This is a genomic window from Vibrio sp. Hal054 (assembly GCF_037162405.1).
Lineage (GTDB): Bacteria > Pseudomonadota > Gammaproteobacteria > Enterobacterales > Vibrionaceae > Vibrio > Vibrio diazotrophicus.
Window position 1 is genome coordinate 41,093 of record NZ_JARLUT010000002.1, and the last position, 16,713, is coordinate 57,805.

The 16,713-nt window shown below is 43.2% G+C and carries 17 protein-coding genes; 10 read left to right on the plus strand and 7 right to left on the minus strand.

The window, feature by feature from the left end; genetic code table 11:
- Positions 1-12 precede the first annotated feature (12 nt).
- Positions 13-1,059 (minus strand): porin, encoded by a 1,047-nt coding sequence (locus tag P4S58_RS16175; protein WP_042481379.1) that lies wholly within the window; start codon positions 1,057-1,059, stop codon positions 13-15.
- A gap of 542 nt (positions 1,060-1,601) precedes the next feature.
- Between P4S58_RS16175 and dcuC the strand changes: the two genes are divergently transcribed.
- Genes dcuC through P4S58_RS16195 form a run of 4 tightly spaced genes read left to right on the plus strand, consistent with a single transcriptional unit; the run spans position 1,602 to position 7,170 of the window.
- Positions 1,602-2,963, plus strand: coding sequence for a C4-dicarboxylate transporter DcuC (gene dcuC / locus P4S58_RS16180; RefSeq protein ID WP_042481376.1), 1,362 nt, complete (start codon positions 1,602-1,604; stop codon positions 2,961-2,963).
- Between the two features lie 9 nt (positions 2,964-2,972).
- On the plus strand, positions 2,973-4,331 hold the full coding sequence (locus tag P4S58_RS16185; protein ID WP_337164675.1) for a class-II fumarase/aspartase family protein: 1,359 nt from the start codon (positions 2,973-2,975) through the stop codon (positions 4,329-4,331).
- Entirely contained in the window at positions 4,331-6,010 is a 1,680-nt protein-coding gene (locus tag P4S58_RS16190) for an NAD-dependent malic enzyme (RefSeq protein ID WP_042481369.1), read from the plus strand. The genes P4S58_RS16185 and P4S58_RS16190 overlap by 1 nt, the downstream gene beginning before the upstream one ends.
- A gap of 35 nt (positions 6,011-6,045) precedes the next feature.
- Positions 6,046-7,170, plus strand: a complete 1,125-nt coding sequence (locus tag P4S58_RS16195) for a M20 family metallopeptidase (protein ID WP_042481367.1) — start codon at positions 6,046-6,048, stop codon at positions 7,168-7,170.
- 205 nt (positions 7,171-7,375) lie between these two features.
- Here the strand turns inward: P4S58_RS16195 and P4S58_RS16200 are convergent, their stop codons facing one another.
- Together P4S58_RS16200 and P4S58_RS16205 are read right to left on the minus strand one after the other, a co-directional pair.
- Complete coding sequence (locus P4S58_RS16200) at positions 7,376-8,029, minus strand: glutathione S-transferase family protein (protein ID WP_337164678.1); 654 nt, start codon at positions 8,027-8,029, stop codon at positions 7,376-7,378.
- A gap of 110 nt (positions 8,030-8,139) precedes the next feature.
- Complete coding sequence (locus P4S58_RS16205; protein WP_337164680.1) at positions 8,140-9,069, minus strand: M14 family metallopeptidase; 930 nt, start codon at positions 9,067-9,069, stop codon at positions 8,140-8,142.
- A 121-nt stretch (positions 9,070-9,190) separates the two neighbouring features.
- Here P4S58_RS16205 and P4S58_RS16210 point away from each other — a divergent pair, with 121 nt between their 5' ends.
- From P4S58_RS16210 to P4S58_RS16220, 3 genes are all read left to right on the plus strand, one after another.
- The gene (locus P4S58_RS16210; protein ID WP_337164682.1) at positions 9,191-10,099 is read left to right on the plus strand and encodes a DUF808 domain-containing protein; all 909 of its coding nucleotides are present in this window, start codon (positions 9,191-9,193) and stop codon (positions 10,097-10,099) included.
- Between the two features lie 143 nt (positions 10,100-10,242).
- Positions 10,243-11,376: a 23S rRNA (uracil(747)-C(5))-methyltransferase RlmC gene (gene rlmC, locus P4S58_RS16215; protein ID WP_337164684.1), complete on the plus strand. Its 1,134-nt coding sequence runs from the start codon at positions 10,243-10,245 to the stop codon at positions 11,374-11,376.
- Between the two features lie 173 nt (positions 11,377-11,549).
- Positions 11,550-12,089, plus strand: coding sequence for a L,D-transpeptidase family protein (locus P4S58_RS16220; RefSeq protein ID WP_102963733.1), 540 nt, complete (start codon positions 11,550-11,552; stop codon positions 12,087-12,089).
- 35 nt (positions 12,090-12,124) lie between these two features.
- Here the strand turns inward: P4S58_RS16220 and P4S58_RS16225 are convergent, their stop codons facing one another.
- Together P4S58_RS16225 and P4S58_RS16230 are read right to left on the minus strand one after the other, a co-directional pair.
- Positions 12,125-12,445 carry an antibiotic biosynthesis monooxygenase family protein gene (locus tag P4S58_RS16225; protein ID WP_042481350.1) on the minus strand — a complete coding sequence of 107 codons (321 nt, stop codon included), beginning with the start codon at positions 12,443-12,445 and terminating at the stop codon, positions 12,125-12,127.
- A 38-nt stretch (positions 12,446-12,483) separates the two neighbouring features.
- Positions 12,484-12,975, minus strand: a complete 492-nt coding sequence (locus P4S58_RS16230) for a DUF1993 family protein (RefSeq protein WP_042481347.1) — start codon at positions 12,973-12,975, stop codon at positions 12,484-12,486.
- A gap of 183 nt (positions 12,976-13,158) precedes the next feature.
- Here P4S58_RS16230 and P4S58_RS16235 point away from each other — a divergent pair, with 183 nt between their 5' ends.
- A complete protein-coding gene (locus P4S58_RS16235) occupies positions 13,159-13,383 on the plus strand; it encodes a ParD-like family protein (protein WP_042481345.1) in 225 nt (74 codons plus the stop codon).
- Positions 13,376-14,161, plus strand: coding sequence for a type I methionyl aminopeptidase (gene map, locus P4S58_RS16240; RefSeq protein WP_269350451.1), 786 nt, complete (start codon positions 13,376-13,378; stop codon positions 14,159-14,161). Before P4S58_RS16235 ends, map begins: the two co-directional genes overlap by 8 nt.
- Before the next feature lie 188 nt (positions 14,162-14,349).
- On the opposite strand, the gene P4S58_RS16245 is transcribed toward map, so the two are convergent.
- The gene (locus P4S58_RS16245) at positions 14,350-14,718 is read right to left on the minus strand and encodes a VOC family protein (protein WP_337164695.1); all 369 of its coding nucleotides are present in this window, start codon (positions 14,716-14,718) and stop codon (positions 14,350-14,352) included.
- Between the two features lie 66 nt (positions 14,719-14,784).
- On the minus strand, positions 14,785-15,486 hold the full coding sequence (locus P4S58_RS16250) for a helix-turn-helix transcriptional regulator (RefSeq protein WP_337164697.1): 702 nt from the start codon (positions 15,484-15,486) through the stop codon (positions 14,785-14,787).
- A gap of 251 nt (positions 15,487-15,737) precedes the next feature.
- Between P4S58_RS16250 and P4S58_RS16255 the strand changes: the two genes are divergently transcribed.
- On the plus strand, positions 15,738-16,712 hold the full coding sequence (locus P4S58_RS16255) for a DUF1852 domain-containing protein (RefSeq protein WP_042481337.1): 975 nt from the start codon (positions 15,738-15,740) through the stop codon (positions 16,710-16,712).
- Position 16,713: the final 1 nt, after the last annotated feature.

Sequence of the window (16,713 nt, forward strand, 5' to 3'; positions counted from 1 at the left end):
GTCGTTTAGTCCTTAGAAGTCGTAACGGAGTCCAACAATGATTGCGTCATCGTCGCTGTCGGCATTTTTTGCGGCAATTTCACGATCGTACGTCACAGAAAGGTATGTACGACTCGCCAAAGTCCATTGCCCTTCAATACGCCAGTCTTCTTTTTCATAGATATCTTCACCATCCTCGTCTAAGAAGCTGTAACCTGCGAGAATTTTGAAGTTGTCCCATTGGTAAGCAACAATTGAGTCAATACCAAAATATTTTTCATTGCTATTATTGTCAGTGTCGATATTTATATAATCAGCAGTAATACCAAATGAGAAATTATTAAGTGAAAGTTCAATGCCGGCGATAATTTGATCATGCTGTTCACGAGATGTAGCTGTACTTTCACTGTCTCGGTTGAACTGGCTAAATGCAATTGCTGGAGAAACTCTGAATCCATCGCTTTTATAATTCATACGATAACTTGCCATTATGCCGTTATCTAAGCGTTCATTTTCATTGTTTCCAATAACGTAGGCAGCTTGAATTTCATGAATTCCAAATTTTCCTTCATATTGCAATGTGGAATCTTGGCGATTATATGAATAAGAAGTATCTATTGAAGATAAACCAAAGTTATAGATACCAGGAGTGAAGTTTTTATATTTATCAGTAATCTTCATTACTTGATACAAAGGGTTTTTCGTTCGGCCAAAAATTAAAGTGCCGAATTTATCATTTTCTATTCCTAGATAGTTATAACGAGCTTCCAAACTTTCTCCTGCGTCAAAGCGAGTGTCATTTTTTTCAGTTCGGACTTGCCATTCAAACTTACCTAATACTCTAGTGTTTTCAACGGCGCTTAGCTCTCTGCTCATGTCGAAGCCTAAACGGCCGCTCATGCGACCAGCCAAGTCATCTTCTGAAGCAAAACTCTCATCACCATGAGCGATTTGAGCTTCAAGTCGACCATAAATATCAAGGCTATTGGTATCGTCTTTGTAGACGTTTTGTGCTTGAGCCATTCCTGAGAAACAAAGGGTAGAGATAATGAGAGTTAAGAGTTTTTTATTCGTTACCATTGCTGCAACTTTCCTTATTTGTTATTGGAAATTGCATCCTAGATTGCATGTTTTTTAAAATGTAAGGGAAATTAATCTTCCCTAACTAAAGTTTGATTAACTTCATATTTGTCTATTTTTTAAGTAAGAATTCATGCTCGGTTAATTTATATGTGTATTTTTATTTATTATTTTTTATGGTGAAATAAATTAATTGGGCTTGATTTGTGATTTACGCAACGTTCTTGGTGTGTCTGAACTAGGTGAAAAATAGAAAGTGAGAAAAACGATTTCTCATCATAATACCTAGGAGGCGTAACGCTCTAATTATCTTTGTAGATAATACATGTGATTACTTTTTGTAATAATTCGTTCTTAAGGTATTCGCGAGGTTGTTGAATTAAATTGCTACGTTAGAATTTTTAGTTTGTGTTTAATCTAGCGCATCTAATTAAGAATTTTTAAACGCTTCACACTTTTATATGGGAAAAACAGGTTCCCATATTGTTATTTATGTTGGGTCACCAATATAAGGAGACTTACTACTATAAAAAGGTGAACAAATGATTGCTCTACTCGCTCTGCCTATCGTATTTGGGGCAGGATACTTAATAGTTAAGAAATATAACACTCAGGCTGTGTTGTTTGGCGCGGGTTTACTGATGATGATAGTTGGGGCGTTGGTTGGCGGCCCAGAATTCTTACCAAAAGGGGCTAAGCCTTCTGGTGCCACAGCGGTGGATTTTTTCCTAGTTATTAAAACCATTAGTTCGTCTACACTCGCTAACCTCGGTTTGATCATTATGGCTGTAGGTGGTTTTTCAAAATACATGGGACATATCGGCGCAGCCAATGCATTGGTTAAAGTCACCACTAAACCGCTTTCTGCCATTCGTAACCCATATATCATTTTGGCGTTAACCTACATTTTGGGTCAGTTCTTAAACGTATTTATTCCAAGTGCTGTTGGCTTGGCAATGCTGCTTTTGGTTGCACTGTATCCAGTACTTGTGGGTATCGGTTGTACGCCAGCTTCGGTTGCAGCGGTGCTGGCAACAACCGCTTGTTTGGACTTAGGTCCTGCATCTGGTGCTTCAAACAAAGCGGCAGAAGTGATTGGTATTGATGCGGCTGCTTACTTTGTTCAACATCAGTTGTTCGTTGGTGTTTGTGTTGCGGTTGTGATTGCTGCTCTGCACTTTGTTTGCCAAAAGTGGTTTGACAAACGTGATGAAGCAAACGGTGTTACTTATGAACTTAATGCTAAAGAAGACAACTCTCGCCCAGCACCACTATGGTTCTCTGTGTTACCTGTACTTCCTCTAGCATTGCTACTGACTTTCAGCAAATTTGCCATTACCTCAATTAAGATCGATGTGGTGACAGCAATGTTTATTAGCTTAGGCGTAGCAATGTTGTGTGATTTTATTTACTCGAAAGACGGCCGCGCAGTGGCTGCATCGCTGAAAGTTTACCTGCAAGGTATGGGTGATGTGTTCGCAAGCGTTGTATCTTTGATCATCGCAGCTCAAACATTTGTGATTGGTTTAACAGCAATTGGTTTTATCTCTGGCATGTTAGGCTTAGCAACACATCTAGGTTTTGGCTATATGCTGATGGTTATTCTGCTTGTGGCAATTATCGGTGTAACGGCGTTGCTATCAGGTTCAGGCAATGCAGCATTTTTCAGCTTCTCTAACTTAGCTCCGGATGTTGCAGCTCATGTCGGCGTATCAACGGCAGCACTGGCGCTTCCAATGCAGCTTTCTGCTGGTATCTTCCGCTCATTTTCACCAGTTGCAGGTGTAGTGATTGCTTGTGCAGGCGTAGCGGGTGTACCACCGACAGAACTTGTTAAACGTACAGCTATCCCAATGATTGGTGGATTGCTGACTCTTCTCATCATTACCTTTATTGGAGCATAGGAAATCAATATGCATGGTTCAAACGTTTCTGTTTTTGACTCAACACTTTACTCACCGCTGTTCACGCAAAAAGAGATGAAGCAAGTTTGGTCAGATAACAACTTGATCCGTACATGGTTAACTTTTGAGGTTTCTATTGCCAAAGTGCAAGCTGAGTTGGGGTTAATTCCCCAACCAGCAGTTGCTTCAATTACTAAGGTTTGCCGTATTGAAAATATCAACTGGGCTCGCCTTGCTCACGATACACAAACGGTCGGAATGGCCATCAAACCTTTGGTTGACCAACTTTCTGAACAAGGCGACGACTACGTAAAAAAATATTTGCATTGGGGTGGTACAACCCAAGATCTTCTTGATACTGGCCTAGCTATGCGCATCAAGCAAACAATGGATTTAATTCGTGTGCAGTTGACCACCTTAGGTGATCATCTACAGCAGATGGCTTTGAAACATAAACATACCGTAATGGTTGCTCGCACCAATGCTATGGATGCACTGCCAACCACATGGGGTTTGCAAGTAAGCAGTTATTTGTTGGAAGTGACTCGTCACGTCAAACGTCTTGATGAAATGTATGCTCGTGTAACTACCGGAGTTTATGGTGGTGCGATTGGAAACTTGTCATCGATTGGCTCCCAAGGTTTAGAGATGCGCAAAGGTCTGTTCGCTGAGTTAGGCTTGACTGAACCGAAAGGATTAGGTAATGCCAGTATGGATCATGTGGTTGAATTGATTCAATTCTTCGCACTTATCCATGGCACTCTATGTCGCATCGCTAACGACACAGAAATGATGGGGCGAGCCTCAATTGCAGAAGTTCGCGAAGGCGAAGGCGGTGGTGGCTCAAGCGCAATGCCGCATAAAGCCAACCCTCGTGCTGCAAACATGATTCAAACCCTTTCTCGTATGGGGTGGATGTACGCAAGTGGCGCGCCAAATCTCATGGATCAACAAGATGTACGTTCTGCCTCTATGCGTGTGCTGAACTGGAGCTTAGTGCCTGAAGCTGCATTAGCTGTATCGACTTCGTTAGAGCGAGCTCATCGCTTGATTGCGAACTTGATTGTGAATGAATCAAAAATGCTGGAGAACTTCGCTGCTTCGCGAAACTTCGTGATGTCTGAAGCGGTGATGATGAAAGTGGCAGAAAAAGTCGGCAGAGGTGACGGCTACAACAAGGTGAAAGCGGCTATTGCCAATGCACCTGAAATGGGCAGCTTAAATGAAGTGTTAGCGCTAGATCCGGAAGTTTCAGCCATTTTAACCACAGAAGAAATTGATGCTGCATGTGACCCTAAAAATTACCTTGGTTGTAATGACGCTTTGATTGATGAAACCGTTGAACAGTATCGAGAGGTAATAGGGTAATGCCAAAGAAAATGTTTGTCAGACAGGCTGGAAATACCCTACTGAATACGCCCTTGCTGAACAAAGGCAGCGCGTTTTCATCTGAAGAGCGTAAAAGTTTTAACTTATCAGGGTTGTTACCAGCCAATATTGAAAGTATTGAAGAACAAGCAAGCCGAGCGTACGAGCAGTTTTCATTGTTCTCATCAGAGTTAGATAAACATATCTATCTACGAAATATCCAAGATACCAATGAAACTCTGTATTTTAAGCTCATTGATCAACATATCGAGGAGATGATGCCGATCATCTACACACCAACAGTAGGTGATGCATGTCAGAAGTTTTCTCAAATCTATCGTCGTAACCGAGGTCTGTTTCTTAGTTACGAAGAACAAGATGAACTAGAAGAAATCCTCAATAACGCTCCAAACAAAGATGTCAAAGTTATCGTTATTACGGATGGAGAACGCATTCTCGGTCTCGGTGACCAAGGCATTGGTGGCATGGGTATCCCTATTGGGAAGTTAGCTCTGTACACCGCGTGTGGAGGTATTAACCCAGAACATACCTTACCGATTGTATTGGATGTCGGTACGAATAATTCCGCGTTACTTTCTGATCCAATGTACATGGGGTGGCGTCATCCGCGTGTGTCGGGTGAACAATACTACGATTTTGTCGACGATTGTCTGAAAGCAATTCGTCAACGTTGGCCAGATGCTTTGATCCAATTTGAAGATTTTGCTCAAACCAACGCAATGCCTCTTTTACAGCGTTATCAAGATAAGTTTTGCTGTTTTAATGATGATATCCAAGGCACCGCATCGGTAACTGTGGGTACTTTACTTGCGGCAGCAAATGTGACGGGAAAACCCTTGTCCCAACAAAAAGTGGTTTTCGCGGGAGCGGGTTCTGCCGGTTGTGGCATTGCCGAAGCCATTATTGCTCAAATGGTCTATGAAGGTATCAGTGAGCAACAAGCCCGAGAGCAGATCTTCATGGTTGACCGCTGGGGATTGTTAGAGCAGGGAATGACGGGATTGCTCTCTTTCCAACAGTCTTTGGCACAACCAACCTCTATTCGTACCCAGTGGGAGGTTGATGCGAATACGGAAATCAGCTTGCTAGATGTTATTCAGAAAGCGAAACCTGACGTATTAATCGGCGTAACAGGTGTGCCTGGTTTATTTAATCAACCGATCATCGAAGCGATGGCCGCTGGGTGTGAGCGTCCTGTTGTAATGCCGTTATCAAATCCCACTAGCCGTGTCGAAGCGAAGCCTACTGATATCATTACTTGGACTGATGGCCGCGCCATTGTTGCCACTGGCAGCCCATTTCCTGATGTTGTGTATAAGGGCGTTAAATACCCTATCGCGCAGTGTAACAACAGCTACATATTTCCTGGGATTGGCTTGGGTGTTATCAGTGCAAATGCCAATCGAGTAACCAATGAAATGCTACAACAGGCGAGCATGACGTTGGCATCAATGTCGCCGATGTTGAAAGGCGGGAAGCAGCTTTTACCGCCACTGAGTGATATTCAAAACGTGTCGCGAAAGATAGCGATTGAGGTCGCGAAGAAAGCCGTGCAGCAAGGGAAAGCAACAGACAGAACTGAAGAGCGACTCTCAGAGCGCCTTGAGGAGGAGTTTTGGCAGGCGCAATACTGTGAATATCGACGCATCGCTTCATAGAGCAAAGACGGTGCTATAAGTATCTAGGAGTTAAGATGAAGTTTTCTATTGAAGAATATCTTGAAGAGTTACGTCCGTTAATTAACGTTGATTGCGGAACTTATACAACAGCAGGTATTGAGTTCGTTGCTTCACAATTTGAGGAAAAGTTTAATGCTATGTCCAATTGGCACATTAAACGAATTGAATGTGGTAGAGCTGGCGTTGGTTTAGAGATTCGCAATAAGCCAGATTTAGAGCAGATCGATGTGCTACTTGTTGGTCACATGGATACGGTTTTTCCCGTTGGTACCGCAGCGCAGCGCCCTATGTCAATAGACGCCGAAAAAGCGTATGGTCCGGGTGTTTCAGACATGAAATCTGGGCTTCTTAACATGGTTTATGCTTTGCGCAATTTGGATTCAGAAGTGTTGAGTAAGCTGTCCATCGGTATTTGTATGAATCCCGATGAAGAGAAAGGCTCATTGGATTCTGTTGAGTGGATCCAATCGGTCGCAAAACTGGCTAAAAATGTACTGGTTTTGGAAGCGGCAAGAGCAGATGGCGGGTTAGTGAAAGCTCGCAAAGGGATGGCTCGCTACAAAATTTCGTTTAAAGGTGTTGCAGCGCACGCAGGTAATGAACCTGAAAATGGTCGTAGTGCTATCACCGAAATGGCTCATTGGATTTTAGCGGTTAACGCAATGACCAATTTCCATTCAGGCACCACATTGAACGTTGGTATTGTCTCTGGTGGCTCGGGGGCGAATGTCGTATCTGAACATGCTGAAGCGATTGTCGACATACGTTTTTGGAACAACGAAGAGTATCAAGAGATCGATCAAAAACTGAATGGGTTGGTTGAAATGCCTTTCACTGACGGCGTAACGATTAACTTGGAACGCGAAGCTTATAAACCTTCAATGATCCATGGTCCGAAAACGGAGCCGTTGATGGCGCTAGTAGAGAAAGCGGCTCAAGAGCTGTCTATCGACATTAACTGGAAAGAAGCGGGTGGTGGTTCTGACGCCAATCATACAGCCATACTTGGAATTCCGACCCTCGATGGTTTTGGACCTATTGGCGCAGGATTCCATAGCGACAAAGAGTATCTGCTACTTGAATCCATAGAGCCTCGCATCAAAATGCTCATTCGAGTGCTGGAAAAAATCGCTGAATAATCTGAACAAAATAAGATATGCGCGGAACTAAAAAGCTGGCTCCTTGATAAGAACTTTCGACCCAAAGGACTTGTCGCAGGGGAGCCAGCTTTTTGTCTATTTTGAGGATGGATTAAATCTTTATGTGATTTAAACAATCAACCATGATGTGAAAAATACTCCGGACAGACGCCGGAGCAATATAAGAACCGTTTGTTGTAACTGGCTATTCGCTGAGCTTTTTCATCGCCTTTTGATAGCTTTCTACTTTTTCAACTTGCCCTATGTACTTCTTAATGTGGTGGTAAGGAGACATGTCACAACGTGCAGTGGCAAGTTGCAGAGCTAGGACCATCTGGAAATCTGCGCCAGAGAGTTCATCGCCAGCAAACCATTTGTTAGTAGAAAGATGCTTATCCACCAACTTGAGTTGCGGAATAATTCTTGGGTCAATGAAGTATTGGTTTAACGCCTGCACAAACTTTTTAATCACAGGTTTAATAAAGAACGGCATTGGTTTATCGCCCGCTTTTGATAAAACCAGTCGCATCACCAACAAAGGCATCATTGAGCCTTCAGCAAAGTGCAACCAGTAACGGTAGTCTAACAGAGCTTTAGGATCTTTAGGTCTGAACTGTTGCTCGGTGTCGTAGGTATCAATCAGATATTCAATGATTGCGCCAGATTCAGCAATCACCAATTCACCATCGGTAATAACCGGAGATTTACCTAGTGGATCGATTTGCTTGAGTGACTCTGGTGCGCCGTAGGTTTTAGGGTCGCGTTGGTAAACTTTAATTTCGTAAGGAAGATTTAACGCTTCTAATAACCACGCAATGCGATTAGAGCGGGACTGAACGAGATGGTGCAGGATAATCATAAAGGCCTCTGACGTTACTTATTGATTTATCCTGCTAGTCTCACCAATCGCCAAGCATAGGTCAATTTAAAATACGCTATACATTGGCGAGAGTTATATAAGAAGTGCGGTTATTGGTTAGCTAGCTGACGAATCACATAGTCCAGAGCGCCAACTACTGCAGCAACCTGAGCATCGTTACATTCTTCATCAGTGACTTTCGGGCTATCAGGGTAGACTTCTGTTGTTGTGCCGTATTGGCAATTTGTTACACCACCACACAGGCCAAGCTTCTTCATGGGATAAAGAATCACACCGTGTTGAACCACGTCTGAACCGATGATCTGTCCGTTCGCGTCTGCTGGCGCAATGTGTGTTACTTGCGCAACAGATTCAATAACTGCCGCTTGGAATTCCAGCTGAGGCAATTCAGTGTCGCCAACGGTGTAGAAACCGTCCGGAATACTGTCGGCTTCGTAGTCGATACCATCGCGAGCAGCTAAAGCAGGGCGAAACTCGGTTTCGTCTGTGTCTGTTGTTTCATGCAAATCAATATGAACCAATACTTCTTGAGGCAGGCTTGCTACCAATGCCATTAGGTTTGCTGACTCTTCTGCTGGACTGTCAGCATAGAACGAACGGTTTGGATCAATCGCATTAGGGTTCCAGCGGTTGATGGTTTCGTATCCCCAAGGGCTAACACAAGGTGCCGCAATAATGTTAAAGTGCTGCTCGTAGCGCTTAGCTTCGTTTGCCATAAACTTAAGTGCGCCGTGCACACCGCTGGTTTCGTAGCCATGAACACCGCCAGTAATCAACACGGTTGGTTTGTTCGCTTGCCAGTTTTTGCTTTTGATTGAGAAAAGCGCGTAGCGCTCTTTGTCATAAGACAAAGCACCGTATTGCTCCACAACAAATTCGTTTTCTAACGCTTTAATTTTTGGCACAACTTCTTGCTGATATTCGCGTTTGATGGTTGTAGTCGCACGCCATTGTAAGCGTTCAGCCTCTCCCCATTTTTGACCAGGGGTCCCGATTGGGTAAGCTTGTGAATTGTTCATTACTTTCCTTGGAATAATTATTCTCATGCCATGGGATGAGCGTTATTAAAGATGTTTCATCATTTCTGACAGGCTGCTATGTTACCTCTTGTTTTATACAAACCCAAAAAGAGAATGTCATATGGCTGGAGCTAGCTTACTCACTTTATTAGACGACATAGCAACCGTACTCGACGATGTCGCTGTGATGTCGAAAGTGGCAGCAAAGAAAACCGCAGGTGTGCTGGGGGATGACTTAGCACTGAACGCTCAACAAGTGTCTGGTGTAGCCGCAGAGCGCGAAATCCCAGTGGTATGGTCGGTGGCGAAAGGGTCGTTTCGCAACAAGCTGATTTTAGTACCTGCTGCATTGGTGATCAGTTCATTTGTTCCTTGGCTTATTATGCCTTTACTGCTGCTCGGTGGTTTGTTTCTTTGCTTTGAAGGTGCAGAAAAAGTGCTGGAGAAACTGTTTCATTCCGCGCCAAAGAAAGAACCAGAAGAGGCGATGGCGGAGTTGCAACAAGTAAGCGTTGAAGAATATGAAAAAAGCAAAATCAGTGGCGCTATTCGTACCGACTTTATTCTGTCTGCTGAAATTATCGTGATTGCTTTGGGTACGGTTCAAGGCAAAGAAATGATGACGCAAATTATCGTCGTGAGTTTAATTGCGATGGTCATGACCGCCGGTGTGTATGGCTTGGTGGCTGGCATCGTAAAACTGGATGATCTCGGTTTTTATCTTGAGAGAAAATCCAAAGGCGAAGGGTTAATGGCAAAGCTGGGTGGTGTGCTGGTTGCTTTCGCACCTAAACTGATGAAAGGCCTGACTGTGGTTGGTACTGCGGCGATGTTTTTAGTCGGTGGCGGTATCGTTGTGCATAACGTACCGTTTATTCATCATTGGGTTGAACCTATTATTATGAAACTGCCTGACCTCACTTTAGTCAATGCGCTGGTTCCAACGTTACTGAATGGGACCATTGGTGTGGCAGCTGGTTTAATTGTTGTCGCGGTTATGGAAGTTATCCATAAAGTGCGCGGTAAATAAACCGACATACAGCATGTATTTGCTGCGTTAGGTTAGGCTGGTTTGCCTCGCGGTAACGCATGAGTATTTAGGTGAAATATTTATTTGGCGATTTGTCGCTAGACGAATAGACTAGCGCTTTTCGAAATTTGGTGACCACTGCTATGCAATGCGAGTTCTTTACTCAGCAACTATGTACTTCCTGCACGAACTGCGCTCAGCCTTATCAACAACAGGTTTCTGTAAAAGATGCCGAATTGAAAACGCTGTTGGCTGAGCTTAATCCAGAGCAGTGGTTGTCGCCTGTCACTAGCAGTGAAACTCGCTTCAGAAATAAAGCAAAAATGGTTGTGCTTGGCGCAGCTCATGCGCCAATTTTGGGTATCGAAAATACGCTCAATGGTGAACCTCTTTCTTTAACGCATTGTCCTTTGTATCCGCAAGATATGCAGGATTTACTGGCGTATCTGCAAAACTGGATTCGTACTTCCGGTATCCCCCCGTACAACAAAATCAAAAAGAAAGGTGAACTGAAATTCATCTTGCTAACTCGCAGTGAGCATGGTGGTAAGTTCATGTTGCGTTTTGTTGCGCGTAGTAAAGAGGTGTTGCCTCGTATCACCAACAATCTGCCTAGATTACTTGAAGATTTTCCTGCTATCGAAGTGGTATCAGTCAACATTCAGCCAGTACACATGGCGCGTTTGGAAGGTGATGAAGAGATCTTTTTGACCGAGCAAGAGTATCTGATTGAGCGCTTCAACGATGTGCCACTGGTTATACGTCCTAAGAGCTTTTTCCAGACCAACCCGAAAGTTGCACAGGCGCTATACGCGACGGCTAGAGATTGGGTAACAGAAATTGCGCCAAGCAAAATGTGGGATCTGTTCTGTGGTGTGGGTGGATTTGCGCTGCACTGTTCAACACCAACAACGGAAGTGATTGGTATTGAGATTGAGCCGGAAGCCATTGCCAGCGCAAAACGATCTGCGCAGGAGATGGGTATTGATAACTTAAGTTTTGCCGCGTTAGATTCCGCTCAGTTCTCACATTCTCAAGATGCTGCGCCTGATCTGGTATTGGTTAACCCGCCACGCAGAGGCCTTGGTAGCAGTTTGACGGACCAACTGGAAGCGCTTGCGCCAAAGCATATTGTCTACTCAAGCTGTAATCCTCACACCATGAATGAAGACGTAAAGAACTTACCAAGCTACAAAGTGCTTAAAATTCAGTGGTTTGATATGTTTCCACATACCAACCATGCTGAGGTGTTAACGCTTTTAGAAAGAGTAAGCTAGTCAGTTGGAGTTAACATCGCCGCGTTTGTTTGCTTTTCGACTGACAGAAACTGCGATAGATTGAGCTAAGTCTGGCTATCATTGATAGAGAATGACAACTAAAAGCGTGGGACTACATTGGTTAATAATGACCCACTCTCAACATTAGACACTGACTCAACCTAACGACAAACATGCAGCGACTACTGATTTCATTCCTTTCATTACTGATAAGCTGCACTGCCTTTGCTCAGGGCAATGTGTTACGTGGCCCGTCAATCAAAGCTCACTTGCCCAAAACTGAAGTGGCGAAAGTCGATTTGGTCAAAGTTGATAAGTCCAAACGCCGTATGTATCTCGTCTCCCAAGGCGAAGTGATTAAAGAGTATCGCATCGCTTTAGGGAAATCTCCGCGCGGACATAAGCAGCAGGAAGGTGACCAGCGGACACCGGAAGGGCGCTACTATTTGGATGACATTATGCCAAGTAGTCAGTTTTATCGTTCGATGAGTATCAGTTATCCGAATCTAAGAGATAAATTGCGCGCACAGGCCGAGGGCGTTGACCCCGGCGGTGAAATAAAAGTGCACGGCTTAAAAGATGGCTATGATGGGGACCCACAATTCATCCAAAGCTTCGACTGGACAAATGGTTGTATCGCCTTAACCAACCAAGAGATGGACGAGTTTTTAAGCCTAGTGAGAATTGGGACGCCGATAGAAATTGAATGGTGATTTAAATCATAGTTCTTTTAAGTTATCGAGATTGGTTATGCCTGCGCTTGGAATGGTTGTAGGTAATCATCACAGACTTCAAGCTTATAGGCCGTCTTCGAACTCAGCAGACAATCATGCATTTTTTGACGAGAGACCTTATAGAGTTCATCGCTGATAACATGATCTTTTTCCCATTGTTCTCTATTGGGCCATTGTGCATACCCGACGAAAACATTCGGTACATCCGACTGATGAAGCCGAGAGCCAAAGCTACCACAATGCTGATAAATGGCTTTGGTCACCTCTAGCCATGATTCCCGAAATACGGCTTCACTTCCCTCTTTAACTTCAAACTCATATACAGCGATGAACATGATCCTTTTCTCCTTTAGTGCCAATTTAAGGTGCGAACCTATCGAATGAAGCTAAAGCCATTCGGATAGGAATGTAAACCATCAAAATCCCCTTTGCTTAGTGGAACGCCTTCTTTCCTTGCTATTGCATATACCATGCTGACATGGAACATGTAGTTCGGAACTATATAACTGAATATAAAACGGCTTTGAGGAAGGTTGATGTTGTTGAAGCCCGCAGAATCTGAAAGCAGCACGCTATCGTCGAGCTCCGTCACTTCTGGGAATTCATTTAATAACATATGAACGTCTGAAATGAGACGAAGAACTTCCTCTTTCCCAAGTTGAGAGCTCGTACAGGAAATCACATCTTTTCCGATTAAAGGGCAATACCCCCTTAAAAGAAAGTTCGCGGCTATTTGTGCATTCATCTCAAGGGAGAACATACCTTCCGTTAGGGAATCCGCAAATAACTCTTCCGGCACTTTTTCAACAACAACTTTTAGTTGTTCCAGATAGCCTAAGAACAAATTTTTAATTGAGTTTGTCATTTTTCCACACAAGCCCTTAGAGGAAACTATCTATATAAAACTAAGAACATAGTCTGCTATAAGGAAAAGCAGGTCAACGTCTAACATGCTCTAAAAAGAACATCTAGCTTAGATCCTTCAGATTTGACACAGCATCCAAAATAATTACACTACGTATACGATTTATATATTAAGTGTATGTTTATGGGCATTGTTAAAATTTCAGATGAGCTTCATGAAGAACTTCGCAAAGCAAGTTCGGTTATGTCACGTTCAATTAATTCACAAGCAGAGTTTTGGATCAAAATGGGCATGTTAGCCGAATTACACCCTCAACTTTCATTCAATCAAATCATTGCGAATCTGATGCAATCAGCGAATGTTTCTGCTTCAAATGTTTCGACGGCGGAAGAGTACACTGATGCGTAAGGAAGTATTGATTAAATCAGAACAAGACATCGCTTTGATGCGAGAATCTGGAAGATTACTTGCTCAGGTTTTTAAAATGCTTGATGACTACGTTCAACCTGGCATTTCAACGATGGATATCAATAACAAAGTTGAGCAATATATCGTCAATGAACTGAATGCTCGTCCTGCAAGCAAAGGGCAGTATGACTATCAGTACGTCTTAAATTCATCTATCAACGAAGTGGTGTGCCACGGAGTACCAAAAGAGACTGAGATCCTAAAAAGTAGCGATATTATCAACCTAGATATTACTCTCGAAAAGAATGGATTCATTGCAGATTCAAGCAAAATGTATGTGATGCCTTCAGCCTCACCACTCGCTGTTCAGTTGGTCAACACAACTTACAATGCTATGTGGGAAGGGATTAAACAGGTTAAGCCTGGAGCCAAACTTGGTGACATTGGCTATGCAATACAACGATATGCCGAGTCTCATGGGTACAGCATTGTAAGAGAATACTGTGGGCATGGAATAGGTCGCGAAATGCATGAAGAACCACAAGTGCTTCATTATGGCCTGCCAAATAGTGGACTGACGTTAAAAGAGGGGATGATATTCACTATCGAACCTATGGTTAATCAGGGTACTGCGAAGATAAAGACCAAGAAAGACGGCTGGACTGTGGTTACCCGAGATAAGAAGCTTTCTGCTCAATCTGAACATACGATATTAGTCACAAGTTCGGGTTATGAAGTCCTGACGTTAAGAGAAGAAGAAAAGCTGCCTCAGATGTAAGCTCACTCTAAGACCTGAGTGGCAAAATATTCAAACATGCTCGGTCAATTAGAAACAACACCTGTTTCGAGTCGACTTGCGCAATGAAGAGTCAGCGCAGATTGGCTGACTCAATCGTTGAGCTTTTTGATGAAAGATGTCTTCGCAGTAGCGGCTAATAAACCTAATCACCAGTAAAGAGCAGGTCGTTATTGATTAGGTACAAACAGACGTATTCTGTGACCATCGGGGTCAACGGCAACTGCGCTAAGGCCAAAGACAACCTTTGTTGGTGTTTGGAGGAATTTAACGCCCTTCGATTGCCATTGGTTAAACAGATGGTGCAATGTCTCCGAGTCTTTAACTATCAGAGAGAGCTCCGTTCCGCCACCGGTAACCTTGGATATCGGGTCGGCTTGAGCTAACTGCTTCAGCTCAATATTGATACCCATTTTCAATGGGAAAGAAACAAACGTTGGCGAGAAAACGTGTCCTTCACAATCAAATACATCGCTATAGAAGGCTTTACTGGTTTCAATATCTTCCACATACAAAACAAACGAATCAAATGTAAACATACATGCTCCAAAGGTCATACAGTAAGATTTGACTGTTAATGTAATGAACCCCTGTGACAGTTTTTGTCAGTAGCGTAGTTTTGGCTGGCTAATCCCTTCTTCTTGTTGCCATTTTTTTAGCAACTCAGATCGATGCGGTAAGTACTTTTGTTCAAGTGTCTGCCAATCTTCAATTCTATCTAACCGAAAATTGCGAAACGCATTTCTTGTTTCACACCAAGCGACCAACACATAGTGTTGCTGAAACATACCAATCAGTATTGGCCAGATCACCCGTGAGCTTGAGTTCCCTTTCAAATCTAGGTAGTTAATATTGGCTTTGTATTGGTTCTTGATTGCCTTTCGAATATCAGACATATCAATGGTCAATTCTGGCACTTCAATAATCGATGCAACACGCATGACTTCTTGGCTATGTTTAACCTTATGATCTGCGGGCAGTACGGCTGAGATTTTTGCAATGGCGTTCTTAGCCGATTCGCTAAACTCGCCATTTGCTTGTTTGGAAATCCAATCAGCACCTAATAAAAGAGCTTCTAACTCTTCCATTGAAAACATCAGCGGAGGCAGTGTAAATGTTGGCTTCAATACATACCCAAGCCCCGATTCTCCTTCTATTTCAGCACCTTGTGTTTGCAGGGTCGCAATATCACGGTAAATGGTGCGCACACTGACATTCAGTTGCTCAGCCAGATGTTCAGCGGAAACAGGGTATTTATGACACCGGAGTATTTGCAGTAAATCAAACAGTCGTTGGCTTCTAGACATAAGTGCGAAGTATTCAGAAGAGTTGAGGGTTCTCAGTATCGTTACATTCCAAGGGATATGAAACAAGTAAACCGACCAAATTAGCTCTTGAGCAAATATTTTTCGCCTTATCCATTCCGATCATGAATTTTTCTCACAATCAACATTAAGTAATAGCGTTATTAAACTTGTAGCACGCCAGTTATAACTAAGTCATGGATTTAACGAAAGATGATTTTGATTTCATCTAAAGCACATTGAAGATAACGCTCATGACTCAGAATTTTACGTTCACAATTAAAAAGACCTGTCTTGATGAGAATTATCGTCCATCAGACAAAACACGTATCACAACTAACTTTGCGAACTTAGCGCGCGGTGAAAACCGTCAGCAGAACTTACGCAACGCATTAAACATGATTGACCGCCGTTTTAACGAACTGGCGTGTTGGGATAACCCAACGGGCGATCGTTACTCGGTAGAGCTGGAAATCATCTCTGCGGATATCAAAATGGAAAATGCAGACGAAGCTATTCCATCTATTGAAGTGTTAAAGACTTATGTTGTTGATCGCAAGACGAACCAACGTATTGAAGGCATAGTCGGTAATAACTTCTCGTCTTATGTGCGTGATTACGACTTTAGCGTTCGTTTACTGGACCACAACAAAGGCAAATCGCAATTCTCAGTACCAGAAGATTTTGGCGAGTTGCATGGCAACATATTTAAGTCTTTCATCAAATCAGAGGCTTACCAACAAAACTTCGCCAAACCTCCGGTGATTTGTTTGAGCGTTTCAGACAGCAAAGTGTATAACCGCACCAACAACCAACACCCAGTTCTTGGTGTTGAATACGAGCCGAATGAGTCGTCATTAACGGAACAGTACTTCCAGAAAATGGGCTTACAAGTGCGTTATTTCATGCCGAAGAACAGCGTAGCGCCATTTGCATTCTTCTTCTTTGGCGATCTGCTGAACGACTACACCAATTTGGAACTGATCAGCACCATCAGCACAATGGAAACATTCCAGAAGATTTACCGCCCTGAAATCTACTTTGCCAACACAGTAGCAGGGGAGCGTTATCAACCGAATTTGAAGAGCAATGAGCACACATTAACAGACATTGTGTATGACCGAGAAGAACGCACTCGACTCGCCATTGAACAGGGTAAGTTTGCTGAAGAAGTCTTTATCAAACCTTATCAGTCGGTTCTTGAGCAATGGTCTGCTCAATACGCTTAAT